This window comes from Actinomadura viridis (genome assembly GCF_015751755.1).
GTDB classification, from domain to species: Bacteria; Actinomycetota; Actinomycetes; order Streptosporangiales; family Streptosporangiaceae; genus Spirillospora; species Spirillospora viridis.
Window position 1 is genome coordinate 8,099,378 of the sequence record NZ_JADOUA010000001.1, and the last position, 23,518, is coordinate 8,122,895.

At 71.0% G+C, this 23,518-nt stretch carries 2 protein-coding genes; both read left to right on the top strand.

Going from position 1 to position 23,518, the window contains the following annotated elements; translation table 11 throughout:
• Position 1 precedes the first annotated feature (1 nt).
• Positions 2–22,471, top strand: a complete 22,470-nt coding sequence (locus tag IW256_RS36865) for an ADP-ribosyltransferase (protein WP_197015349.1) — start codon at positions 2–4, stop codon at positions 22,469–22,471.
• A 33-nt stretch (positions 22,472–22,504) separates the two neighbouring features.
• Positions 22,505–23,377: a hypothetical protein gene (locus IW256_RS36870; protein ID WP_197015350.1), complete on the top strand. Its 873-nt coding sequence runs from the start codon at positions 22,505–22,507 to the stop codon at positions 23,375–23,377.
• Positions 23,378–23,518: the final 141 nt, after the last annotated feature.

Consider the following 23,518-nt stretch of genomic DNA (forward strand, 5'->3'; position numbering starts at 1 on the left):
GATGGGAATGGAGATCCCCGATTCGGTCAAATGGCTTTCCTGGATCGTCGGGTCGGACTGGCCGGAGGGCGACGAGACGGCGATGCGCCGCGGCGGCGGGGCGTGGCGGCGGGCCGGCATCGACGTCCGCGAGATCGCCGATGAGCTCACCGTGGTGGCCACCAGGGTCCTGTCGACCGTCGAAGGTGACTCCGCGGACGCCTTCCGGGCGAACTGGGAGCAGTACGTCGACGTCGATCCGCAGATCTTTCCCAAGCTGAGCGAGGCCTGCGACAAGCTCGGTGAGGCGATGGACGGGGGCGCACTCGAGATCGAGTACGCCAAGTACATGTTCATCGCCCTGTTGATCATCACGGCGATCGAGATCATCATGCTGATCAACGCGGCGTTCGTGACATTCGGCGCGTCCACCGCGGGCATTCCGGCGGTCCAGATCGGCGCCCAGGTCGCGAGCCGCACGATCGGGCAGGCCCTGCTGCGGGCGATCGGCCGGGGCGTCCTGATGGGCGTCATCGAAGGGGTCGGTCTCGACCTCGCCATCCAGAGCCTGCAGATCGCCCAGGGCAGCCGGGACGGCGTCGACTGGCAGAAGACCGGCATGGCGGCCCTGGACGGCGCGATCGGCGGGGCGCTCTCGGGCGGCATCGGCGTCGGCATGGGCAAGGTCCCCGGCCTCGGCGTCGAGGCCGGTGACCAGGTCGTGGCCAGCGCCCTCAAGGGCACCGTTCGCGAGGGCGCGTCCGAGGCGATCAGCGGTGTCGCCTCGACCGTGGCCTCGGCCGCGATCACCGGTGAGGACCTGAGCGCCGAGGGCCTGGCCAAGGCCGCGACCTCCGGCGCGTTCGGCGGCGGCGTCGGCGGCGCCAAGGGCGGCCTCGACCTGCACCTTCCCAGCAGCGACGGAGGTTCCGGCGGCGGCTCGGGCGACGACGGCGGTGACGGTGACGACGGCGGCTCCGGTGACGACGGCGGTGACGACGGCGATTCCGGCAGTGGCTCCAATTCCGGTTCGGGCAGCGGTTCGGGTTCGGGCAGTGGTTCCGGCGGCGGTTCCGGCGGTGGCGGTTCGGGTGGCGGTTCGGGCTCGGGCGGCGGTGACGGTGGCTCCGGCGGCGGCTCAGGTTCCGGCTCAGGGGGCGGCTCGGGTTCCGGTTCCGGTTCCGGCTCGGGCGGGGGTGACGGCGGTTCCGGCGGCGGCTCCAATTCCGGTTCGGGCAGCGGTTCGGGTTCGGGCAGTGGTTCCGGCGGCGGTTCGGGCGGCGGTTCGGGCGGCGGTTCGGGCTCGGGTTCGGGCGGCGGTTCCGGCGACGGCGGTGGCGGCTCCAACCAGGGCGGTGGTTCCGGGCAGTCCGGCGGCAGTCAGTCCGGCGGCGGTCAGCCCGGCGGCGGTCAGCCCGGCGGCGGGTACCAGACCGTGGGTGATGGCGGTGGCTCCGGTGGCGGTAACCGCATCGCGGCCCTGCTCGGTGGCGACGGCGGCGGTGGCGGCGGATCCTCCCTCGCCGGTGGCGCCGTCGGTGGATCCGATGGAGGCGCCTCCGGCGGCGCCGGCGCTCAGCCCGCCGGCGGCTCCGCTCCCTCCGGCGGTGGTGGCGCGGCGCCGGTCGGCGGGGGCGGTTTCGGTGGGCCCGCGGCCGGTGGTCCCGGTGCCGGCGGGCAACCTGTGGGTGGTGCCCCTGTCGGTGGCGCCCCTGTAGGTGGCGTGCCCGCGGGCGGCGCTCCCGGCGCGGGCGCTCCCGGTGGCGGTGGGGGACGCGGCGGCGACGCCGGCCGTTCCCCATCCGGAGCCTCGACTTCTTCCACCAACGCTCCCCAGGGATCGACCCCCGCAGGGGAGCGTTCCGGCACGTCCGAAGAGCCCCCGTCCGGCGAGACCGGCTTCCAGCCGCCGCTCGAACCCATGGCGCGCTCCGCACAGGTGCCCCCGGACGGCCCGCCGCCGGGCGATGGCGCCCACTCCGCCGACGAGCCCGCGGAAGGCCCGGCGCAGAACCCCGCCGGCGACACGAGCCGGCAGGGGGACGAGTCCACCGGGGCCGCCCCTTCCGAAGCTCCCTCCCGTACGGAAACCGGCCTTCCCCCAGAGGCCGAGAGGCCGGGCGACGGAGAGAGCCAGGCCGGGGACCCCGCCGAGGCGGGCCCTGGCGCGGACCCGGGGCGTCCCGGCGACGCCACCCCTTCGATTATGGATCGCCTGGAGGTCTCGGACTCTCCGGAGCCGAGTCCAGCCGGTACGGATGGCCCCGCCGAGTCCGGACCATCGCTCACGGAGCGACTCGAAGGCGCGCCCTCCCCCGAGGAGGCCGAAGGGCGTCCAGGGGAGACCGAAGGGCGTCCGGCGGAGACCGAGGCGCCCGGCGACCCGGGGGACCGCGACACGGCCCGGCCCCTGGACACCGACGACGCCGAGTCCTCCCAGACCGCACCCGAGAACGACCCTGAGAACGGCGACGCGTCCGGCAAGCCGGATGTGCTCGCGGACGTCCCGGAACGGCCGGACGGAACGTGGGCGCCGGGGAACGACGCGGCCTCCGGTTCGGACGCGCCCGCGCCCGACGGGTTCGGTGTGTTCCCGATGCCTATGGCGGGCATGCCGGGGCCCGGACCCGCCACCGGGCCGGACGGTTCCGCCCGGCCCTCGGGGAACGGGCCCAAGGCGGAGCCCGCGACCACGAATCCGGCCGAGCCGTCCGGAGACACCGCCGACCGGACGGGGACGGACGGTGCCGAGACGACCGAGCCGGCCGAGACCGCCGAACGGACGGATGAGCCGGCGGCGGACCGGGAGGCCGACGACGCTCCCGAGACCTCGCGTACCGAGGAGTCCCCCGGCGAGGAGCCACAGCGACCGCTGACGACCGAAGAGCGGATGTCGCTCGCCCACGACCGGATCTCCGAGGGCGCGGTCTACCACCCTGACCACTACTCCTCTGCCGACTACGGCGACTCGCAGTGGCGGAGCCACTCCGACAGCCTGCCCGACTCCCGGCGTGAGGCCCTCCGCCACTACACGGAGGAGTCGACGGGACGGCACCCGACCTACCAGGAGATCAACGGGCAGCTGCGCAGCGGCGACCCGGTCGATCCCGAGGTGCGGGCGCACATCGACGAGATCGACCAGGCCATCATGAGCAACCGGCTGACCGAGGACGTGGTCATCACCCGGGGCACCGGCCTGTCGCACCTCGACATGGATCCCGCCGACATGGTCGGGCGGACGTTCACCGACCCGGGCTACATGTCCACCTCGCTCGGCGATGCCGGTGGATCCTTCTCCAGCCTGCACGCCCTTCACATGCGGGTGCCGGCCGGGACGCCCGCGGTGTGGTTGAGCGGGATCTCCGACTTCGGGAGGGGGGAGCGGGAACTCCTGCTGCCCCGGGGCATGACCTTCCGGGTCGACGACGTGGTCTTCGATGGCCACAAGTGGCACATCTACGGCAGCTTCGTCCCCCACGACGCGCCACCCCCGCCCGAGGTGCGCACACCCGGCTGGGACGCGGACCGGCTGGACCCCGCGGTCGCGAACCTGCCCGAACATCTTCGCGGCGCGTGGACCGACAGCGTCGAGACCCCGGCGGGCCGTGCGTTCTACGGTCCCGACGAGGTCCTGATGCGCAACATGGCCTCGTCGGTGCGCCCCGACCCCGGCTACTTCATGGTCGACGGTCACTCGGACGGGACCGGCGGCCTGAGCGTGGACGGCCGCACACTGAGCCCGGCGGACATCGCGGACCTGGTGCGCAACGACCCGAACTGGGACGGCCGCAGCCTGCTGGTCATGGTGCCCGACTTCGGCCGCGGGGATCTCGATGCGATCGCCCGGCTGCTCGGTGTGCGCGTCGTCGCGCCCCTCGGCCCGGTCGACACGGACGTCAACGGTGGGATCAAGGCGCGCTGGAACGTCGCCGAGCCTCCGGCGGGAGCCGTGCCGGCCGCGAGCACGCATCCGGACGCTCACGCACAGCCGGACCCGAGCGCCCAGCCGGACCCGGGCACGCAGCCCGTTGGAGACACCCAGCCGAACCCGACGACGCAGCCGGATCCCGGCACGCAGCCGGACCCGAGCGCGCAGCCCGTTGGAGACACCCAGCCGAACCCGACGACGCAGCCGGATCCCGGCACGCAGCCGGATCCGAGTACGCAGCCCGTTGCAGACACCCAGCCGGTGGATCCGGTCCGGCGCTTCGACACCGACGACGAGGGTCAGGCCTACGGCGACCAGAACCTCGCGCAGGTCTACGCCGACCTGCCGCCCCACCTCCAGCAGGCGCTCTACAACTACACGCTTCAGTCGTTCCCGAACCACTACCTGCGCCCCGGAGCGGACCTTCCCGGCGCGCTGAGGTTCATGGAGGACGATTTCCAGCTGTCCTGGCAGCTCGCGAGCATGAACCACGGCGTCATGCCGTCGGTCAACCAGCTGGCCTATCTCGCGAACAACCCCGGTCTCACTCCGGACCAGCGGGCGATGATCCACGGGATCCTCACGCACCCGAGCCCCCAGGACCGGCTCGACCAGATCCTGGACAACTCCAGGCAGTGGCACTTCCTGAACGATTACTACGGCGGCAGGCCGACCGTAGAAGCCTTCAACAACCACGTCGCCCTGCTCGACCAGGCGCTGAGCCGGCCGCTACCCGAGCCGATCCAGGTGGAGCGCGGGCTGCTCGACGTCGACTTCATGCGGCTCGGCGACGGTACGACGCTGGGCGGGCGCGATCCGCGGTTGCTGGTGGGCTCGCTCCAGACGGAGCCGGCCTTCATGTCCACTTCGCTGGGGCGCGGGCCCGCGGTCGTGGACGGCGAGCAGTTCCGCTACCGCATGCACATCGACCTGCCGGAGGGATCGCAGGGCGTCTGGATGGGGCGGCACAGCGCCTATCCCGATCAGCGCGAGCTCGTCCTGCCCCGTGGTACCAGCTACCGGATCACCAGTGTCGAGGAAGCGGGCATCGACCCCGACACCGGCCAGATGACGTACGAGCTCCGGGCGGTCGCGATTCTGCCCGGCATGCCGGACCCGGGGGCGGCCGACTCCGGCGGCGCGTCCGTCTCGCCGGCTTCCGGAGCCGATCCGTCGCCTGGGCCGGGCCCGCGACCCACGCCGCGTTCGGACGGTGACCCCGGCTCCGATCCGCGCACCGCGGAGAACACCACCGGCGGCGGACGGCCGGCGCACGACGCGGACGCCGGGACGGGGCGGGTGGAAGGCGGCGGGAACGAGCCCGGCGCCGACCCGGCCACGGGTCCCGCACCGGAGAGGCCGGAGGGGACGGGCACGAACCCGGCGGAGTCCGGTACCGATCCCTCGACGTCACGCGACGGTGGCGAGGAGCCCGGCACCCGTGACGCTGACCGGGGCCGGAGCGCGGACGGCAACGGGGACCGGACCGGCGACCGTGACCCGACCGGCGAAGCCGATGGGCCGCCACCCTCGCAGAACGTGCCGGACGGCCTGCCGCCGCACCTTCACGATGTGTGGCGCAACAGTGCCGAGACACAGGCGGGGCGTGCGCTTTACGGTCCGGACGAGCCCGTCTACCGGCAGCTGGCGAGCGGGGTACAGCCGCACCCCACGGCGTTCACCCTCGACGCGGCGGGCAGCCGGAACGGCCCGACGGCCGGAGGTCGTCCCCTGTCCCCGGCGGACGTGGCCGCCCTGGTGCGCAACGATCCGCGCTGGAACGGCCGGGACGTGCTGCTCCTGGTCCCCGAACTGGGCCACAACGGACCGTTCGCCACCGAGGTCGCCCGGCATCTCGGCGTCCGTGTGATGGCGCCGACCGGAACCGTCGACCTGGACGCGGACGGCCGGGTCACGTCGTCCGGCTGGGCGATGGCCGACCAGAACGGACCGGTCGGCCTGGCCCCGCCGGCACCGGTGGATCCGGTGCGGCGCTTCGACACCGACGAGGCGGGTCAGGCGTACGGCGACCAGAACCTGGCGCATGTTTTCGCCAACCTGCCACCCCAGTTGCAGCAGGCGCTCTACAACTACACGGTCCAGTCGTTCCCGAACGCGTTCCTGCGTCCCGGCGCGGACCTGCCGAGCTACCTGAACTACCTGCGGAACGAGCACACGACGGCGTGGGCGCTGGCCAACATGAACAACGGTGTCATGCCGACACCGGATCAGCTCCCCCGTCTCTGGCACAACGCCGCGCTCACCCCCGAACAGCGGATGCTGATCCAGCACGTCCTGAACACCGGGAACCCGGCCCAGCGGCTCCAGGACCTCACGGCCAACTCGGCGCAGTGGGCGTTCCTGCACCAGTACTACGGCGGGCCCCCGACCCCGGAGGCGTTCAACGCCCATCTCGCCCTTCTCGACCAGGCGCTGAGGCAGCCGATTCCCGAGCCCGTCCAGGTGGAACGCGGGCTCCATGGCGTCGACTTCATGCGGCTGGCCGACGGCACCGCGCTCGGAGACCGGGATCCGCGGGCGCTGATCGGCTCGATCCAGACGGAGCCGGGCTACATGTCGACGTCGCTCGGGCGGGAACCCGCGGTCGTCGACAACAACCCCTTCCGCTACCACATCCATCTCGACCTGCCGGAGGGGGCGCAGGGCGTCTGGATGGGGCGGCACAGCCACTACGACGATCAGCGTGAACTGGTCCTGCCCCGTGGGACCCGTTACCGGATCGACAGTGTCGAGGAACGCGGCCCGGACCCTGACACGGGCGTGATGAGGTACGAGATCCGGGCGACCGTGATCCCGCCCGGCATGCCCGATCCGGGCCCGTCGAACCACCACGGCGCGTCGGCATCGCCCGGACCAGGGCCGCATTCGGGCGGCGCCGGCCCCGGCGCCGGTCCCATGGCGCGATCCGCGGGCGATGGGGACGACGGAGGCCCGCAGGCCCGTTCCGCCGACGGTGACGGTGATGGCGCGGCGCCGGACGAGAGCGGCCGTGGTGAGGCGCCTCCGCCGGGATTGCCCGAGGATCTGCACGATGTGTTCCGGGACAGTGTGTCGACTCCTGCGGGCCGCGCTTTCTACGGCCCGGACGAGGGGCCGATCCGGGATCTTGCCGGGCGGGTTCCGGCGGATCCGAACCGGTTCGTGGTGGACGGTCATGGTGACGCGGACGGGATGCGGGTCGGTGGCCGCCGGCTGAGCGTGGACGAGGTCGCCGATCTCATCCGCAACGACCCGAACTGGAACGGCCGCGAGGTCCTGCTGCTGTCATGCGAGACCGGTGACGGCGAGTTCGCGGGGCGACTGGCGGCGAGGCTGGGTGTTCCCGTCACGGCGCCGAACCGGCTGGCCTGGTCGGACGCCGACGGCAACGTCTACGCCTCGACGGGGCAGACGGGCCCGGATGGGCGTCAGCGGCCTGATCAGCCGCCGAACGGCACCTGGACGACCTTCCGCGCGGACGGCACCACGTACCCGGTGGGCCACGGCGGCAACGCCCCAGGGCACCCGTACCCGCGGGATCCGCATCCGGCTGCGCATCGGGCCGATCCCGACATGCCTCATCAGCAGGCGGACTGGGATCCGCCGCCGGTCGGTGACCGGACTCCGGAGCCGATCGTGCTCGGGCCGGACGAGCGTGTGGCGGACCTGACGGATCTGGAGCCGAACCGGGTCTACCACGTCTACGAGCAGGTGGACGGGGTCAACGTCCTCCGGACCATCGCCTACACCGGCGAGCGGGACGACAACGGCGACGCGCGGGTCACCCATGTCGCCACGCCGCCGATCGACCCGAACCAGACGCCTCCGTACGACCCCCGGAGGGAGCATCCCCCTCCGTTCAACCCTGACCGGAACATCGACTTCACCGACCCGGCGCCCGATGTGACGCACCGGGTCGACCTCGGAATCGGTGAGCCGCACCTGTTCGTGGGCGACTCCATGGACGAGGGACGTACGCCGCCGGCCACCCGGTTCGATCCGCCTGAGCGTGAACCACTTACGGTCCGCGACTACGACCCCAGGAGGCAGGGGGCCTACTCGGCGCAGCCGAATCTGCCGAGGAACCGAAGGATCGCGGTCTACAACACCAGGGGTCAGCTGCACGGCATCTTCTGGACGAACGACAGGGGCGAGGTCGAGCACGTCCGGACCTGGTACGGAGGCAGGGGAACCGGCTACAACCCCGAACTCGGAGCTTCGGAACAACAGGTCATCCGTGATCGGGTTCCCAGGCCGAACGCGTTCTACATGGCCGAGCCGGCGAGCGCCTTCCGGAGCCTGTCGCCGGACGACTTCGATCCTCCCCGGCGGGTCCGGCAGGGTGACCTGCGGCTCGACGGCCCGGACGGCATCCTCGACCTGAGGGGGACGTTCCTCTACCAGACCGGCGGCAGCGGCGAGACGGTCGCGGCCACCGGCCAACCCCACTACAACTCCGGCGCCAGGCAGCGCAACAACAGCACGCAGGGACTGTCGGGCTGGCTGGGGAACATCGAGTACCCGACGCCGAGCAGCGACTTCTTCCAGTTCAACGGCGGACACATCTTCGCGCACGAGATGCGCGGGCCGGGCGAGTTCATCAACTACTTCTCCCAGGAGGAGGCCACCAACCAGGGCGGCGGCCAGAGAGGAATGCCGCCCAACCTCGCCTGGCGCGCGATGGAGATCAGACTCGAGCAGCTGAACAGCTCGAACATCAGGATCGAACGCCTGGACTTCTTCCCCGAGCCCAACAACCCCAACCTGACGCCCCAGGTCGTCCATGCCCGCTGGGTGCAGGTCGAGCCTGGGCCGAACCCGGGCGATCCGCCCAGGATCACCACCCACTACCGCAGCTTCGACAACCTGAACGAGGAGATCCGGGCGGCCCACGGTCTGGGACCGGCGGGCCCGGAGCCCGGCCGGCAGCCGGACCCGAACGCCGCTTCCGAACACCGCGAGCCCGGCTCCCCGTCCGCGGGTGACACCCGCGCCGGGCGGGACGCGGACGACCCCGGTCCGCTCGCCCGTTCCGCCGACCACGACTCGCCGGGCGCGTCCACGCACGGTGTGCCGGACGGTCTGCCGCCGCGTCTCCATGAGGTGTGGCGGAACAGTCTGGAGACCCCGGCCGGGCGTGCGCTCTACGGACCGGCCGAGGGCTTCCTGCGTGACTCCGCTCGTGAGGTTCGGCCGCATCCCCACACGTTCACGATCGACGCGCACGGCGACCGGGAGGGCCCGGTCTCGGGTGGCCTGCGTCTGAGCCCGTGGGACGTGGCGGACCTGGTGCGCAACGACCCGAACTGGAACGGCCGGAATCTGCTGCTCCTGGTGAACGATCTGGGCAACGGGTCCTTCATCACCGAGGTCGCCCGGCAGCTCGGCGTCTACGTGATCGCGCCCACGGGCGCCATCGACCAGGATGCGAACGGCGACGCCACCTCCTCGGGGTGGGCCACGGCCGATCCGGGCGAACCGGCCCCGGCGGCCCCCGTGAGGCCGGTCCGGCGCTTCGCGACCAACAACGAGGGCGAAGCCTACGGCGAGGCCAACCTCGCGCATCTCTACACCGATCTCCCAGATCAACTACGGACGGTGCTGTACCGCTACACGGAGGATTCGTCCCTGAACGAGTTCCTTCGCCCCGGTGCGGACCTCCGTGGCTACATGGAGCGGCTGCAGGCCGACCATGAGACGTCGGAGAGGCTGGCCGAGCTGGCCGGCGGCCGCTACCGCGTGTCGCTGAACACGCTGGAAGATCTGTGGCGCAGCGGGAGGCTCTCCGGGGAGCGGCGGGAGCTGGTCCAGCAGATCTTGTCCTCGCCGGACCCGAGCAAGCGGCTCGGGGAGATCAAGTCGAGCGCTCGTCAGTGGGACCACCTGCACCACCACTTCGGCGAGCCGCCCAGCGTGGAGGCGTTCGACCGTCACGTCGCCCTGCTGGACCAGGCGCTGGATCAGCCGCTTCCCGAGCCGATCCAGGCGGAGCGCGGAGTCCACGACGTCGTTTACCTGCAGGTCGAGGACGGCACGACACTGGGCGGCCGGGACCCGCGGTTGCTGGTCGGCTCGGTCCAGACGGAGCCGGGGTACCTGTCCACCTCGCTCGGCCGGAACTCGGCGTTCCCCTCGAGGCGCATCCGGATACAGCTGACCCTGCCGGAAGGCTCGCGCGGTGTCTGGATGGGCCGGCGCAGCGCCTTCCCGGCCGAGCGTGAACTGCTCCTGCCCCGTAACACCCGGTACCGGGTCGACAGTGTCGAGGAACTCGGCCGGTCCTCCATCACCGGCGAGATGAGCTACCAGATCCGGGTGACCGTGATCCCGCCCGGTACGCCCGACCCGGATCCGGTCGGCGATCCCGGTCCCATGGCGCGTTCCGCGGGTGATGGGGACTCGGTGCAGCCGGTCCGGCGCCTGGAGACCGATGTCGAGGGCGAGGCCTACGGCGAGGCCAACCTCGCGCATGTCTACACCGGCCTGCCCGAACACCTGCAGCAGGCGCTGTACCGCTACACGCAGGACTCGTTCCTCAACGACTTCCTGCGCCCTGGTGCGGATCTTCCCGGCTACCTGAATCGGTTGCGCGAGGACCACCAGGCGTCGATGACCCTGGCCGAGCTGACCGACGGCCCCTTCGTGTCGCTGGAGGAACTGCGCGGCCTGCTGGAGAACGAGGGCCTGTCCGGGGAGCGGCGCGAGCTGGTCCAGCGGATTCTGTCCGCGCCGAACCCGCAGAATCGGCTCTTCGAGATTTCGGGCAACGAGAGGCGATGGCGCCTCCTGAACGACCACTTCGGCGAGACGCCCAGCGTGGAGGCGTTCGACCGGCGTGTGGCGCTGCTGGACGAGGCGCTGGACCAGCCGCTTCCCGAGCCGATCCAGGCGCAGCGCGGGCTCGTCGACGTCAACTTCATGCAGCTTGTCGACGGTACGGCGCTGGGTGACCGGGATCCGCGGTCGCTGGTCGGTTCGGTCCAGACCGAGCCGGGGTACATGTCGACCTCCCTTGGCCGGGCGGCCGGGCGCTTCAACAAGTACCTTTTCCAGATCCGCCTGGATCTGCCGGAAGGTTCACGCGGCGTGTGGATGGGCCGGCACAGTGCCTTCGACCACGAGCGGGAACTGCTCCTGCCCCGTGGCACCCGCTACCGGATCGAGGGTGTCGAGGAAACCGGCCTGGATCCCGTCACCGGCGGCAAGATCTACGAGATCCGGGCGACCGTGATCCCACCCGCCACGCCCGACCCGGAGCTGCTCGCGCGTTCCATCGACGCTGAGGGCGAGGGTGCGGCGCCGGACGAGGCCGGCCGTGGTGAGCCGGTTCCGGCGGGGTTGCCCGAGGGTCTGCATGATGTGTTCCGGGACAGTGTGTCGACTCCTGCGGGTCGGGCTTTCTACGGTCCGGACGAGGGTGCGATTCGTGATCTGGCTGGGCGGGTTCCGGCGGATCCGAACCGGTTCGTGGTGGACGGTCATGGTGACGCGGACGGGATGCGGGTCGGTGGCCGACGGCTGGGTGTGGACGAGGTCGCCGACCTGATCCGCAACGATCCGGACTGGAACGGCCGTGAGGTTCTGCTGCTGTCGTGTGAGGCCGGTGACGGCGGGTTCGCCGCGCAACTGGCGGAGCGGCTGGGTGTTCCTGTCACGGCGCCGAACCGGCTGGCGTGGTCGGATGCCGACGGGAATGTGTACACCTCGACGGGGCAGAGGGGGCCGGACGGGCGGTTGCGGCCTGATGAGCCGCCGAACGGTACCTGGACGACCCACCGGCCTGATGGCACGTCTTACACGGTGGGCCATGAAGGCTACGCTCCGGGGCATCCGCGCCCGAGTGATCCGCACTCGTCCCCGCTTCGAGCCGTTCCCGGCGTCGACTCCCACGGGGCGGGTTGGGATCCGCCGCCGGTCGGTGATCGGGCTCCGGAGCCGATCGTGCTCCGCCCGGATGAGCGTGTGGCGGATCGGACGGATCTGGAGCCGAACCGGGTCTATCACGTCTACGAGCAGGTGGACGGGGTCAACGTTCTGCGGAGCGTCGCCTTCACCGGTGAGCGGGACGAGCACGGCGACGCGCGGGTGACTCATGTGACCACGCCGCCGATCGATCCGGATCGGACGCCTGCGTTCGACATCGATCGGAACATCGACCTGATCAACCCAGCGCTGGGTGTGAAGCATCGGGTCGATCTCGGAGTCGGTGAACCGCGCCTGTTCGTGGGCGACCGGCCTGACGCGGACGATGCCGTCCCGCTCGCCCGTTCCGCGGACGACGAAGGGACGGGGACCTCCCCGAACGATGTGCCGGACGGCCTGCCGCCGCGTCTCCATGAGGTGTGGCGGGACAGCGTGGAGACCCGGGCGGGGCGTGCCCTCTACAGCCCGGCCGACGCGCGACTGCGTGCTCTCTCTCGAACGGTACAGCCGCATCCCACCGCGTTCACGTTGGACGCGTGGGGTGACCGGAACGGCCCGTTGGCGGGTGACCTGCGTCTGACTCCGGCGGACGTGGCGGACCTGGTGCGCAACGACCCGAACTGGGACGGACGAGACGTCCGGCTTCTGGTGGACGGGCTGGGTAACGGGCCCTTCGTCGCCGAGGTCGCCCAGCTGCTCGGCGTCAGTGTGATGGCGCCGACCGGACCCGTCGACCTGAACGAGTACGGCGAGGTCTTCTCCTCGGACTGGACCATAGCCGACCCGGACAGCCCGGCCGACCAGGTCCCGCAGGACCCGATGGACGGGGTCCGGCGCTTCAGGAGCGACGACGAGGGCGAAGCCTACGGCGAGGCCAACCTCGCGCATGTCTACAGCGCTCTGCCGGATCACCTGCAGCGGGCCCTGTTCGACTACACGGCGAACTCGCTCCTGAACAAGTACCTGCGCCCCGACGCGGACCTCGCCGGCTACATGCGGTTGCTTCAGGACGACTACCAGACGTCAAGGAGACTGGACGAGCTGACCGGCGGCGGCTACATGTCGCTGAGGAGGTTGCACGTTCTGTGGGAGGACGAGGGCCTTACCAGGGAGCAGCGGGAGCTGGTCGGGCAGATCCTGTCCTCGCCGGACCCGAGCGCGAGACTCACTGATATCGCGCTCCGAAGGGACGACTGGGACGCCCTTCACGCCTACTTCGGTGAGCCGCCCAGCGTGGAGGCGTTCGACCGGCGTGTGGCGCTGCTGGACGAGGCGCTGGACCAGCCGCTTCCTGAACCGATCGAGGCGGTGCGCGGGGTCGGCGACCCCGTCTTCATGCAGCTCGGGGACGGTACGACGCTGGGGGACCGGGATCCGCGGTTGCTGGTCGGTTCGGTCCAGACGGAGCCGGGCTACATGTCCACCTCGCTCGGCCGGACGCCGGCGTTGGAGATGGACATCACGCTCCACCTGGAACTCCCGGAGGGCTCGCGCGGTGTCTGGATGGGACGGCACAGCCGCTTCAAGGAGGAGCGCGAACTCCTCCTGCCGCGTAACACCCGGTACCGGATCGACAGCGTCGAAGAGATCAGCCCGCCTTGGGCCACCACCCTGAAGCTTTACGTGATGCGGGCGACCGTGATCCCGCCCGGCACGCCGGAGCCGGATCCGCTCGGCGGTCCCGGCCCCGTGGCGCGTGGCGCGGATGACACCGGCGACCCAGGTCCACTCGCCCGTTCCGCCGCCGCCGGTGACGGTGACGGTGCGGCGCCGGACGAGAGCGGCCGTGGTGAGGCGGTTCCGCCGGGGTTGCCCGAGGGTCTGCACGATGTGTTCCGGGACAGTGTGTCGACTCCTGCGGGCCGCGCTTTCTACGGTCCGGGCGAGCGTGCGATCCGGGATCTTGCTGGGCGGGTTCCGGCGGATCCGAACCGGTTCGTGGTGGACGGTCATGGTGACGCGGACGGGATGCGGGTCGGTGGCCGCCGGCTGAGTGTGGACGAGGTCGCCGATCTCATCCGCAACGACCCGAACTGGAACGGCCGCGAGGTCCTGCTGCTGTCATGCGAGACCGGTGACGGCGAGTTCGCGGCGCAACTGGCGGAGCGGCTGGGTGTTCCGGTCACGGCACCGAACCAACTGGCCTGGTCGGACACCGACGGCAACGTCTACAGCTCCACGGGGACCCCTGACCAGGACGGGCGGCTGCGGCCTGATCACCCGCCGAACGGCACCTGGACGACCTTCCGTGCGGACGGCACGTCGTACACGGTGGGCCACGGCGGCAACGCCCCGGGGCACCCGTACCCGCAGAACCCTTATACGGCTGCGCATCGGGCCGATCCCGACATGCCTCATCAGCAGGCGGACTGGGATCCCCCGCCGGTCGGTGACCGCACTCCCCGGTTCCAGGAAATCGGTCCGGAAGAGCGTGTGGCGGACCGGACGGATCTCGAGCCGAACCGGATCTACCACGTCTACGAGAAGGTGGACGGGGTCAACGTCCTGCGGACCATCGCCTACACCGGCGACCGGGACGACAGCGGTGTCGCTCGCGTGACACACGTCGCCACGCCGCCGATCGACCCGAACCAGACGCCTCCGTACGACGGCGGCCGGGAGCACCCGCCTCCGTTCAACCCTGACCGGAACATCGACTTCACTGAACCGGCGCCCGGCGTGACGCATCGGGTCGATCTCGGAGTCGGTGAGCCGCACCTGTTCACGGGCGAAGCCGCGGACGGGGGGCGTACCCCATCGGCCGCGCCGTTCGACCCGGCAGACCGCGAGCCCTTTACAGTCCGGGACTACGATCTCAAGGCCCAGGGGCCGTACTCTGCTCAGCCCGATCTGCCGAAGAACAGAAGAATCGCCGTCTACAACACCAAGGGCCAGTTGCACGGCATCTTCTGGACCAACGAAAAGGGCGAGATCGAGCACGTCAGGACCTGGTACGGCTCCAAGAGGAAGGGGTTCAACCCTGAACTCGGTGCGAGCCCGGCCCAGATGCGGAAGGACCAGGTCCCCAAGCCGAACGCCTTCTACATGGTCGAGCCCGCCAGTGCTTTCCGGAGCCTGACGCCGGACGACTTCGATCCTCCCCGGCGGGTCCGGCAGGGCGACCTGCGACGCGACGCCGCGGACGGAGTCCTCGACCTGAGCGGAACCTTCCTCTACGCCACCGGTAATTCTGGGGAGACGACGGGGGCCACGGGGCGACCCCACTTCAGGTCGGGTGGTCCCAGCCAGCGGAACACCAACCTTCAAACCGAAATGGGCTGGGTGGGGAACGTCGAGTTCCCCAATCCGAACAGCGACTTCTTCCAGTTCAACGGCGGCCACGTCTTCGCGCACGAGATGCGCGGGCCGGGCGAAGGCATCAACTACTTCGTCCAGGACGAAGGCATGAACCAGGGCGGCGGCCAGCGTGGACTCGCTTGGAATCTCGCCTGGCGTGCCATGGAGAGCCATCTGGAGGCCCTGAGCAAGACGATCCAGATAGAGCGCTTGGAGTTCTTCGCCGAGCCCAACGACCCCAACCTGACGCCCCAGGTCGTGCATGCCCGCTGGGTCCAGGTCGCGCCTGGGAGGCAGCCGGGCGACCCTCCCACGGTCACGGTGTATTACCGGAGTTTCGACAACCTGGCCGAGGACGTGCGTGCTTACTACGGTCTCGGCCCGGCGGGCCCCGAGCCGGGCCGGCAGCCGGACCCGAACGCCGAGGCCCTGCACCGAGAGTCCGGCTCGCCCTCCGCGGGCGACGCCCGCACCGGCCGGGACGCGGACGATGCGGTTCCGCCGGACTCGGTGAAGCAGGTCCGGCGCTTCGAGACCAACGCGGAGGGCGACGCCTACGGCCAGTCCGACCTCGCGCATGTCTACAGCCAGTTGCCGTCCCCTCAGCAGGAGGCGCTGCGCAGCTACACGCAGGACGCGTTCGTGAACGGGTTGCTGCGTCCTGGCGTGGACCTCCCCGGTTATATGCAGCAGCTACAGGACGCCCGCGAGACGTCGGAGCGACTGGCCGAGCTGACCGGTAGCCCCTCTTTCGTCTCGTTGGACACGCTGCGCGATCTGTGGGAGGGCGGGGGCCTTTCCGGGGAGAACCGGGAGCTGGTCCAGCGGATCCTGTCCTCGCCGTACCCGGGCAAGGAGCTCGCGGATATCGCGAAAAGCTCGCGGCAATGGTTCCATCTGCACAACCACTTCGGCGAGCCTCCCACCATGGAGGCGTTCGACCGCCATGTCGCCCTGCTGGACGAGGCCGTGGACCACCCGCTTCCCGAGCCGATCGAGGCGGTGCGCGGGGTCAAAGAAGTCAGCTTCATGGGACTCGGCGACGGTACGACGCTGGGTGACCGGGATCCGCGGTCGCTGGTCGGTTCGGTCCAGACGGAGCCGGGCTACATGTCGACGTCGCTCGGCAAGGAACCGGCGTTCAGGCAGAAGTTCTTGATCTGCCTGGAACTGCCGGAAGGCTCCCGCGGTATCTGGATGGGCCGGCACAGCAGCAACTCGTTCGAGCGTGAGCTGATCCTGCCTCGTGACACCCGGTACCGGATCGACAGTGTCGAGGAGAACGGAAGGCATCCCCTCACCGGCTCCACGGGGTACGTGATCCGGGCGACGGTGATCCCGCCCGGCACGCCCGACCCGGGCCCGCTCGGCGATCCCGGTCCCATGGCGCGTTCCGCGGGTGATGGGGACTCGGTGCGGCCGGTCCTGCGCCTGGAGACCGATGTCGAAGGCGAGGCCTACGGCGAGGCCAACCTCGCGCATGTCTACACCGGCCTGCCCGAACACCTGCAGCAGGCGCTGTACCGCTACACGGAGGACTCGTTCCTGAACGAGTTCCTGCGCCCTGGTGCGGATCTTCCCGGCTACCTGGACCGGTTGCGCGAGGACCACCAAGCGTCGATGACCCTGGCCGAGCTGACCGACGGCGCCTTCGTGTTGCTGGACGACCTGCACGACCTCTGGCAGAACAGGGATCTCTCCGGGGAGCAGCGGGAGCTGATCCAGCGGATCCTGTCCTCGCCGGACCCGCGTATGCGGCTCTTCGAGATCGCGAACCACTCGAAGCGATGGCGCCAGATATCCACGTACTTCGGCGAGACGCCCAGCGTGGAGGTGTTCGACCGTCGTGTGGCGCTGCTGGACGAGGCGCTGGACCAGCCGCTTCCTGAGCCGATCCAGGCGCAGCGCGGGCTCGTCGACGTCAACTTCATGCAGCTTGTCGACGGTACGGCGCTGGGTGACCGGGATCCGCGGTCGCTGGTCGGTTCGGTCCAGACCGAGCCGGGGTACATGTCGACCTCCCTTGGCCGGGCGGCCGGGCGTTTCAACAAGTACCTTTTCCAGATCCGCCTGGATCTGCCGGAAGGTTCACGCGGCGTGTGGATGGGCCGGCACAGTGCCTTCGATCACGAGCGGGAATTGCTCTTGCCCCGTGGTACCCGCTACCGGATCGAGGGTGTCGAGGAAACCGGGCTGGATCCCGTCACCGGCGGCAAGACCTACGAGATCCGGGCGACCGTGATCCCACCCGGTACGCCCGACCCGGACCCAGGCGATTCTTCCGGCTCCGTTGCGCGCCTTGTGGACGACCTCAGCGGCATGGGGCCGCAGGTGCCTCCCGCGAACGGCGATGGCGCGGCGGCGGACGGAGCCGACCAGAGCGCGACTCCTCCGCCGGGGTTGCCTGAGGGGCTGCATGGTGTGTTCCGGGACAGTGTGTCGACTCCTGCGGGTCGGGCTTTCTATGGGCCTGATGAGGGTGCGATTCGGGATCTTGCTGGGCGTGTTCCGGTGGATCCGAACCGGTTCGTGGTGGATGGTCATGGTGATGCGGACGGGATGCGGGTCGGTGGCCGTCGGCTGAGTGTGGACGAGGTCGCCGATCTCATCCGGCACGATCCGGACTGGAACGGCCGTGAGGTTCTGCTGCTGTCGTGTGAGGCCGGTGAGGGCCGGTTCGCGGCGCAGTTGGCGGAGCGGCTGGGTGTTCCTGTCACGGCGCCGAACCGGCTGGCGTGGTCGGATGCCGACGGGAACGTGTACACCTCGACGGGGCAGAGGGGGCCGGACGGGCGGTTGCGGCCTGATGAGCCGCCGAATGGTACTTGGACGAGTTACCGGCCTGATGGCACGTCCTACACGGTGGGCCATGAGGGTTACGCTCCGGGGCATCCGCGTCCGGCACTGCGTACAGCCGATCCTGAGCTTTCCTCTCAGTCGACGGGTTGGGATCCGCCGCCGGTCGGTGACCGGGCTCCGGAGCCGATCGTGCTCGGGGTGGATGAGCGTGTGGCGGATCGGATGGATCTGGAGCCGAACCGGGTCTATCACGTCTATGAGCAGGTGGACGGGGTCAACGTTCTGCGGAGCGTCGCCTTCACCGGTGAGCGGGACGACCAGGGTGTCGCGCGGGTGACTCATGTGACCACGCCGCCGATCGATCCGGATCGGACGCCTGCGTTCGACATCGATCGGAACATCGACCTGATCAACCCCGCGCTGGGTGTGAAGCATCGGGTCGATCTCGGAGTCGGTGAACCGTCCGTGTTCCTGGGTGACCTGGCACCGCTCGCCCGTTCCGCGGACCAGGAAGGACCGGGGGCCTCCCCGCACGATGTGCCGGACGGTCTGCCGCCGCGTCTCCATGAGGTGTGGCGGAACAGTTTGGAGACTCCGGCGGGGCGTGCCCTCTACGGCCCGGCCGAGGTGCCACTGCGTGATCAGGCTCGAACGGTGCAGCCGCATCCCACCGCGTTCACGTTGGACGCGTGGGGTGACGAGAACGGTCCGTTGGCGGGTGGCCTGCGTCTGACTCCGGCGGACGTGGCGGACCTGGTGCGCAACGACCCGAACTGGGACGGACGAGACGTCCGGCTTCTGGTGGACGGGCTGGGTAACGGGCCCTTCGCCGCCGAGGTCGCCCAGCTGCTCGGTGTCAGTGTGATGGCGCCGACGGGGAACGTCGACCTGGACGAGTACGGCGAGGTCTTCTCCTCGGGGTGGACCATGGTCGACCCGAACGCCCCGGCCGACCAGATCCCGCAGGACCCGATCGACCAGGTCCGGCGCTTCGCGACCGACGACGAGGGCGAAGAGTACGGCCAGAGCAACCTCGCGCATGTCTACAGCGGTCTGCCAGATCACCTACGGACGGCGCTGTACGCCTATACGGCGAACGCGCTCCTGAACGAGTTCCTGCGCGATGACGCGGACCTCGCCGGCCGCTTGGAGCGGATGGGGGACGACGCCCGGACGGCGACGAGGTTGCACGCGCTGCTCGGCGACGGCCCCATCTCGCTGGCCAAGCTGCACGATCTGTGGGAGAACAGGGATCTCTCCGGGGAGCAGCGGGAGCTGGTCCAGCGGATCCTGTCCTCGCCGAACCCCAGCGGGCGGATCGCTGAGATCGAGAGAAATTCGCGTGATTGGCGCCGTCTGCACAACTACTTCGGTGAGCCGCCGAGCTTCGAGGTGTTCAATCGCGGATTGGCGCTTCTGGACGAGGCCCTGGACCAGCCGCTTCCTGAACCGATCGAGGCGTTGCGCGGTGTCCCCGATGCCGTCTTCATGCAGCTCGGGGACGGTACGGCGCTGGGGGACCGGGATCCGCGGTTGCTGGTCGGTTCGGTCCAGACGGAGCCGGGCTACTTCTCCACCTCGCTCGGCCGGACTCCGGCGTTCGAGATGGACATCCGGATCCGCCTGGAGCTGCCGGAAGGCTCGCGCGGTGTATGGATGGGCCAGCACAGCGCGTACCCGACCGAGCGCGAACTGCTCCTGCCCCGTAATACCCGTTACCGGATCGACGTTGTCGAGGAACTCGGCCCGAATCCCTACACCGGCGCGAAGCAATACGAGATCCGGGCGACGGTGATCCCGCCCGGCGCGCCCGACCCGGATCCGTCCGGCGACCCCGGTCATATGGCGAGTGCCCCGGGTGACACCGGTGACCCGGGTCCGCCCGTTGGTTCCGCTGCCGCCGACGGTGATACCGACGGTGCGGCGCCGGACGAAGGCGGCCCTGGTGAGGCCGCCCCGCCGGTCGATGGGCATGGTGACACGGACGGGGGCGCGCAGGATGAGGCTGTGCGGCGTGTCCGGGACGACGAGGGCGTCCAGCGGATGCTGGAGCGGGCCGGAGAACCGCTGGCCGGGCAGCTGCGCGACCGGATGGCCGAGACGCTGCCGGACCACCCCGCGGTGGCCCGCATCCTTGCCGGTGAAGGCCTGAACGACCTGGAGAGCGCGATCCACGACGCTCTGCTGGCCGATCCGAAGGCGTTGGACGGATTGCTGGGACGTCCCGAGGGCCTGCGGATCGTCGAGGAGGCCCTGGACGACGTCGAACGGCGCGGTGCCGACGCCATCCTCGACGAGGAGGGGCCGACGGCCTCGCCCACCCCGCTCACCGACGCCCAGCGCGAGGCCGTGGCCCGGCTGGAGGAGTCCGCCGCCGAGGGCTCCGGTATCGGGCCGCACGCCGGGGGCGCGGGTCGCCGCGGCGACGGAGACGGCGACGGAGACGGAGGCGGCGATGACGAAGCAGGATCTCCGGACGACTCCGGCGACGCCGGGAGGGACAACGAGGACCTGCTGAGCGACCTCGCTCAGGACCGGGACTTCATCCTGAAGGGTGCGGTTCCCATGCCGTGTCCCGGCGACAGGAACCCGCTGCGCGGCCTCGACAAGTACTGGGGGCCCGCCGAGGGGGACATGGACAGGGTCGCCGACCTGCTGTGCGTCCGGCTCCAGTTCGAGTCCATCGACGCCATGTACCTGGCCGTGGCCGACTTCCCGCGGATCGCGGGGGAGCGTGGCGTGGGCGTGACGAAGGTCAGCGACCGCATGGAGAAGCCGGCGCCGAGCGGTTACCGGAACCTCACCATGAGGGTCCGGATGCCGGACGGCGAGACGGCCAAGGTGCGGATGCACCTGAAGCCCATCGACGACGTGGCCGGCGACGACCACGAGCTGTACCGGCTCCGGCGGGGCCTGGCGAAGGTCGCGGACGGAGAGGGCAGGCCGGCCACCGCCGAGGAGCGCGCGCTCGACGAGGCGATCAGGCGTCGCGTGGTCGGCCGCTACCAGGAGGCGCTGGACCGGGCGCTCGCCCCGTCCGGTCCGCCCGCCCGCGAAGACGGTGCGGGCGCCGGCGCGGGCACTGGAACGGAGGGGACGGCCACCAGCCCGGGCACGGGAGCGGGCTCCGGGACGGGAGCCGGCTCCGCGGCCGGCGGAGGCTCGGCCCTCCCCGGTGCTGGCTCCGAGCGCGAAGCCGAGGGCGGGGCGGGAGCCGGTGCGGACATCTCTACCGGCCCGTTCCCTGGATCGCCCCCTGGGGCACCGAGCGTGCCCCTGGGCCGTCCGGCCGACCCGTCCACGGCTTCGCGACCAGACGCGGCGGCGTTCTACGGCTGGTATCAGACGCCTCCGCAGCCCACGCCGTCCGCGCCGTCCGCCGGGGCGGGCAGGAGCGGCGGGGCCGGCGACGACAAGCGTCAGGGCGGGCCGGCCGCGCGCCCCGTGCGTCCCGGCTCGGGCCCCGGTGGAGGGGTCGGCGACAGTGACCTCTGGAACGCCCCGGCCGCCCCAGGGGGCCTGCTCCAGGGCATGGGCCAGGACGGTGACCAGGGGCCGGAGCCGGGCGGCGTCCCGGCACCCGTGGGTACGCCGCAGCAGCAGCCGAACGCGCCGCGACCCGAGCAGGCCGCACCGGACGGCGCGGGCGGCAAGGACGGCGCAGGGGATGATGTCCGCCGGTTCGACAGCGACGAGGAGGGCGAGCGATACGGCGAGGAACACCTCGCGCCCGTCTTCCGCGACCTGCCGTCGAACCTGCGCAAGGCCGTGTGGTGGTACACCGTCCAGCCGCTTCCGGACCAGTTCCTTCGTACGGGCGGGCAGGACATCGACCGCTATCTCAAGCGGCTGGAACTGGCGCAGACGGCCGTCCGGCACCTGGCCCACCTGAACCGTGGCCGGATGCCCTCGACGCGGGCGGAACTGGAACGGACGTGGTACCGGACGGACCTCTCCACCTACCAGCGTGAACTGGTCGGGAAGCTGCTGACGGAACGCGACGTGACGGGCCGCCTGCGGGAGATGTGGGAAGGGCACGTCCGCCGGGAGGAGCTGCGCCGCTACCTCGACGGGGAGCCGACTCCGGACGGCTTCCGGCGCCGGATCGCCGAACTCGACGAGGCGGTGGGCAGGCCGCTGCCTGAGCCGCTGGAGACGGTGCGCGACGTCGCCGACCTGTCGTCCCTCGTGGCTCATGACGGGGCCCGGCTGGGCGCGCGTGACGCGGCCTTCCTGCTCGGCACCACGCAGGTCGACGAGGCGTACCTGTCGACCTCGCTCGGGCAGAGCGCCGACCCGGCCGACGGCCGGGCGACGGGGCACCGGCTCACCCTGACGCTTCCGGCGGGTTCGCGCGGGCTCTGGGTGGGACGCGAGAGCCACTACGACGACCAGCGGGAACTGATCCTGCCCCGGGGCACCCGCTACAGGATCACCGGAGTCGTGCCCGCCGGACTCCAGTGGGTGCGCGGCGACGGAGGCTGGGAGCAGAGGCCCACGTACGTCATCGACGCGGTGGTCATCCCGCCCGGAGTCACGCCATGACCGCGGATCGTCGAGCCGAAGGGGGCCGGTGCGATGGGTGACCTGCCGCCCCGTGGCGGCCAGGGCGCCCCGGCGCCCTACGAGCTGCCCGGCCCCCCTCCGGCCCCGCTCGTCGACGGCAAGATCCTGCCGCCGCGGCCGACGTACGCCCGCTGGACCCGGGAGGCCCTGATCTACCTGCCGGTGGTGCTGGGGGAGGAGCCGATCGGGCACCTGTGGGCGTCCAAGTACCATCCGGCGGCGGGTTTCCTGGTGCGGCCGGGGCCGTCGACGGCCGCGCTGAACGCCTCCGGGATCTGGGAGGACCGGCTGGCCGAGGCGTACGAGAAGGGCGTGCCCGCCCCCGAGGCGATCAGACGGTGGAAGGGGCTCCCCCCGGATCCCCAGGCCGGTGGTGTACCCGGCGACGCGGAGGAGCGGGAGGCCCCGAACCTGAGCACCCTGCACGCCACGACCGCCCCGAGCGCCCCCGTACCGGAGGGCCCCTTCGTGCAGGACGGCGCGTTCCCGGACGGCACGCCCGTGGACAGGTCGGAGGGCTGGGGGCCGCTCGCCGGGGTCGTGCCGCCGACCTACTCTAAGGAGACGGACGCGCCGGTCCGGTACATCCCGGTCACCCGGCGCGGGACCGTCCTAGGCTACGTGTGGGCGTCGGTGGCCGGTGAGGCCGCGTCCTACGTCGGACGCCGGTCGGCCGGACGTGACGCGGAGGTCGCGGCCGGGCTGTGGGCGTTCCGGCTGAGCCGCTGTTTCGCCGAGGGCGTGCCCGCCCTGGAGGCGCTGCGGCGGTGCAAGGCGGCGCCCGACGACCCGCTGGCCGGAGCCATCGGCCACGGCGCCGAGGAACGGGAGCTGCCGAGCCTCGCGGCCCTGCGGGAGCTGGCCCACGGCGAAGCGGCACCGTGAGCGGGCGGCCGTTCCGCCGGGAGCGGCGCTGCCGGCGGCCGGTGATGGTGGAGAAACGCTGAAAGGGAGAGGGTGGCTGAGAAGCACAGGCACGGCACACGGGGTCCACGCGGCAGGGGACACCGTGCCTCTTAGCCGTGA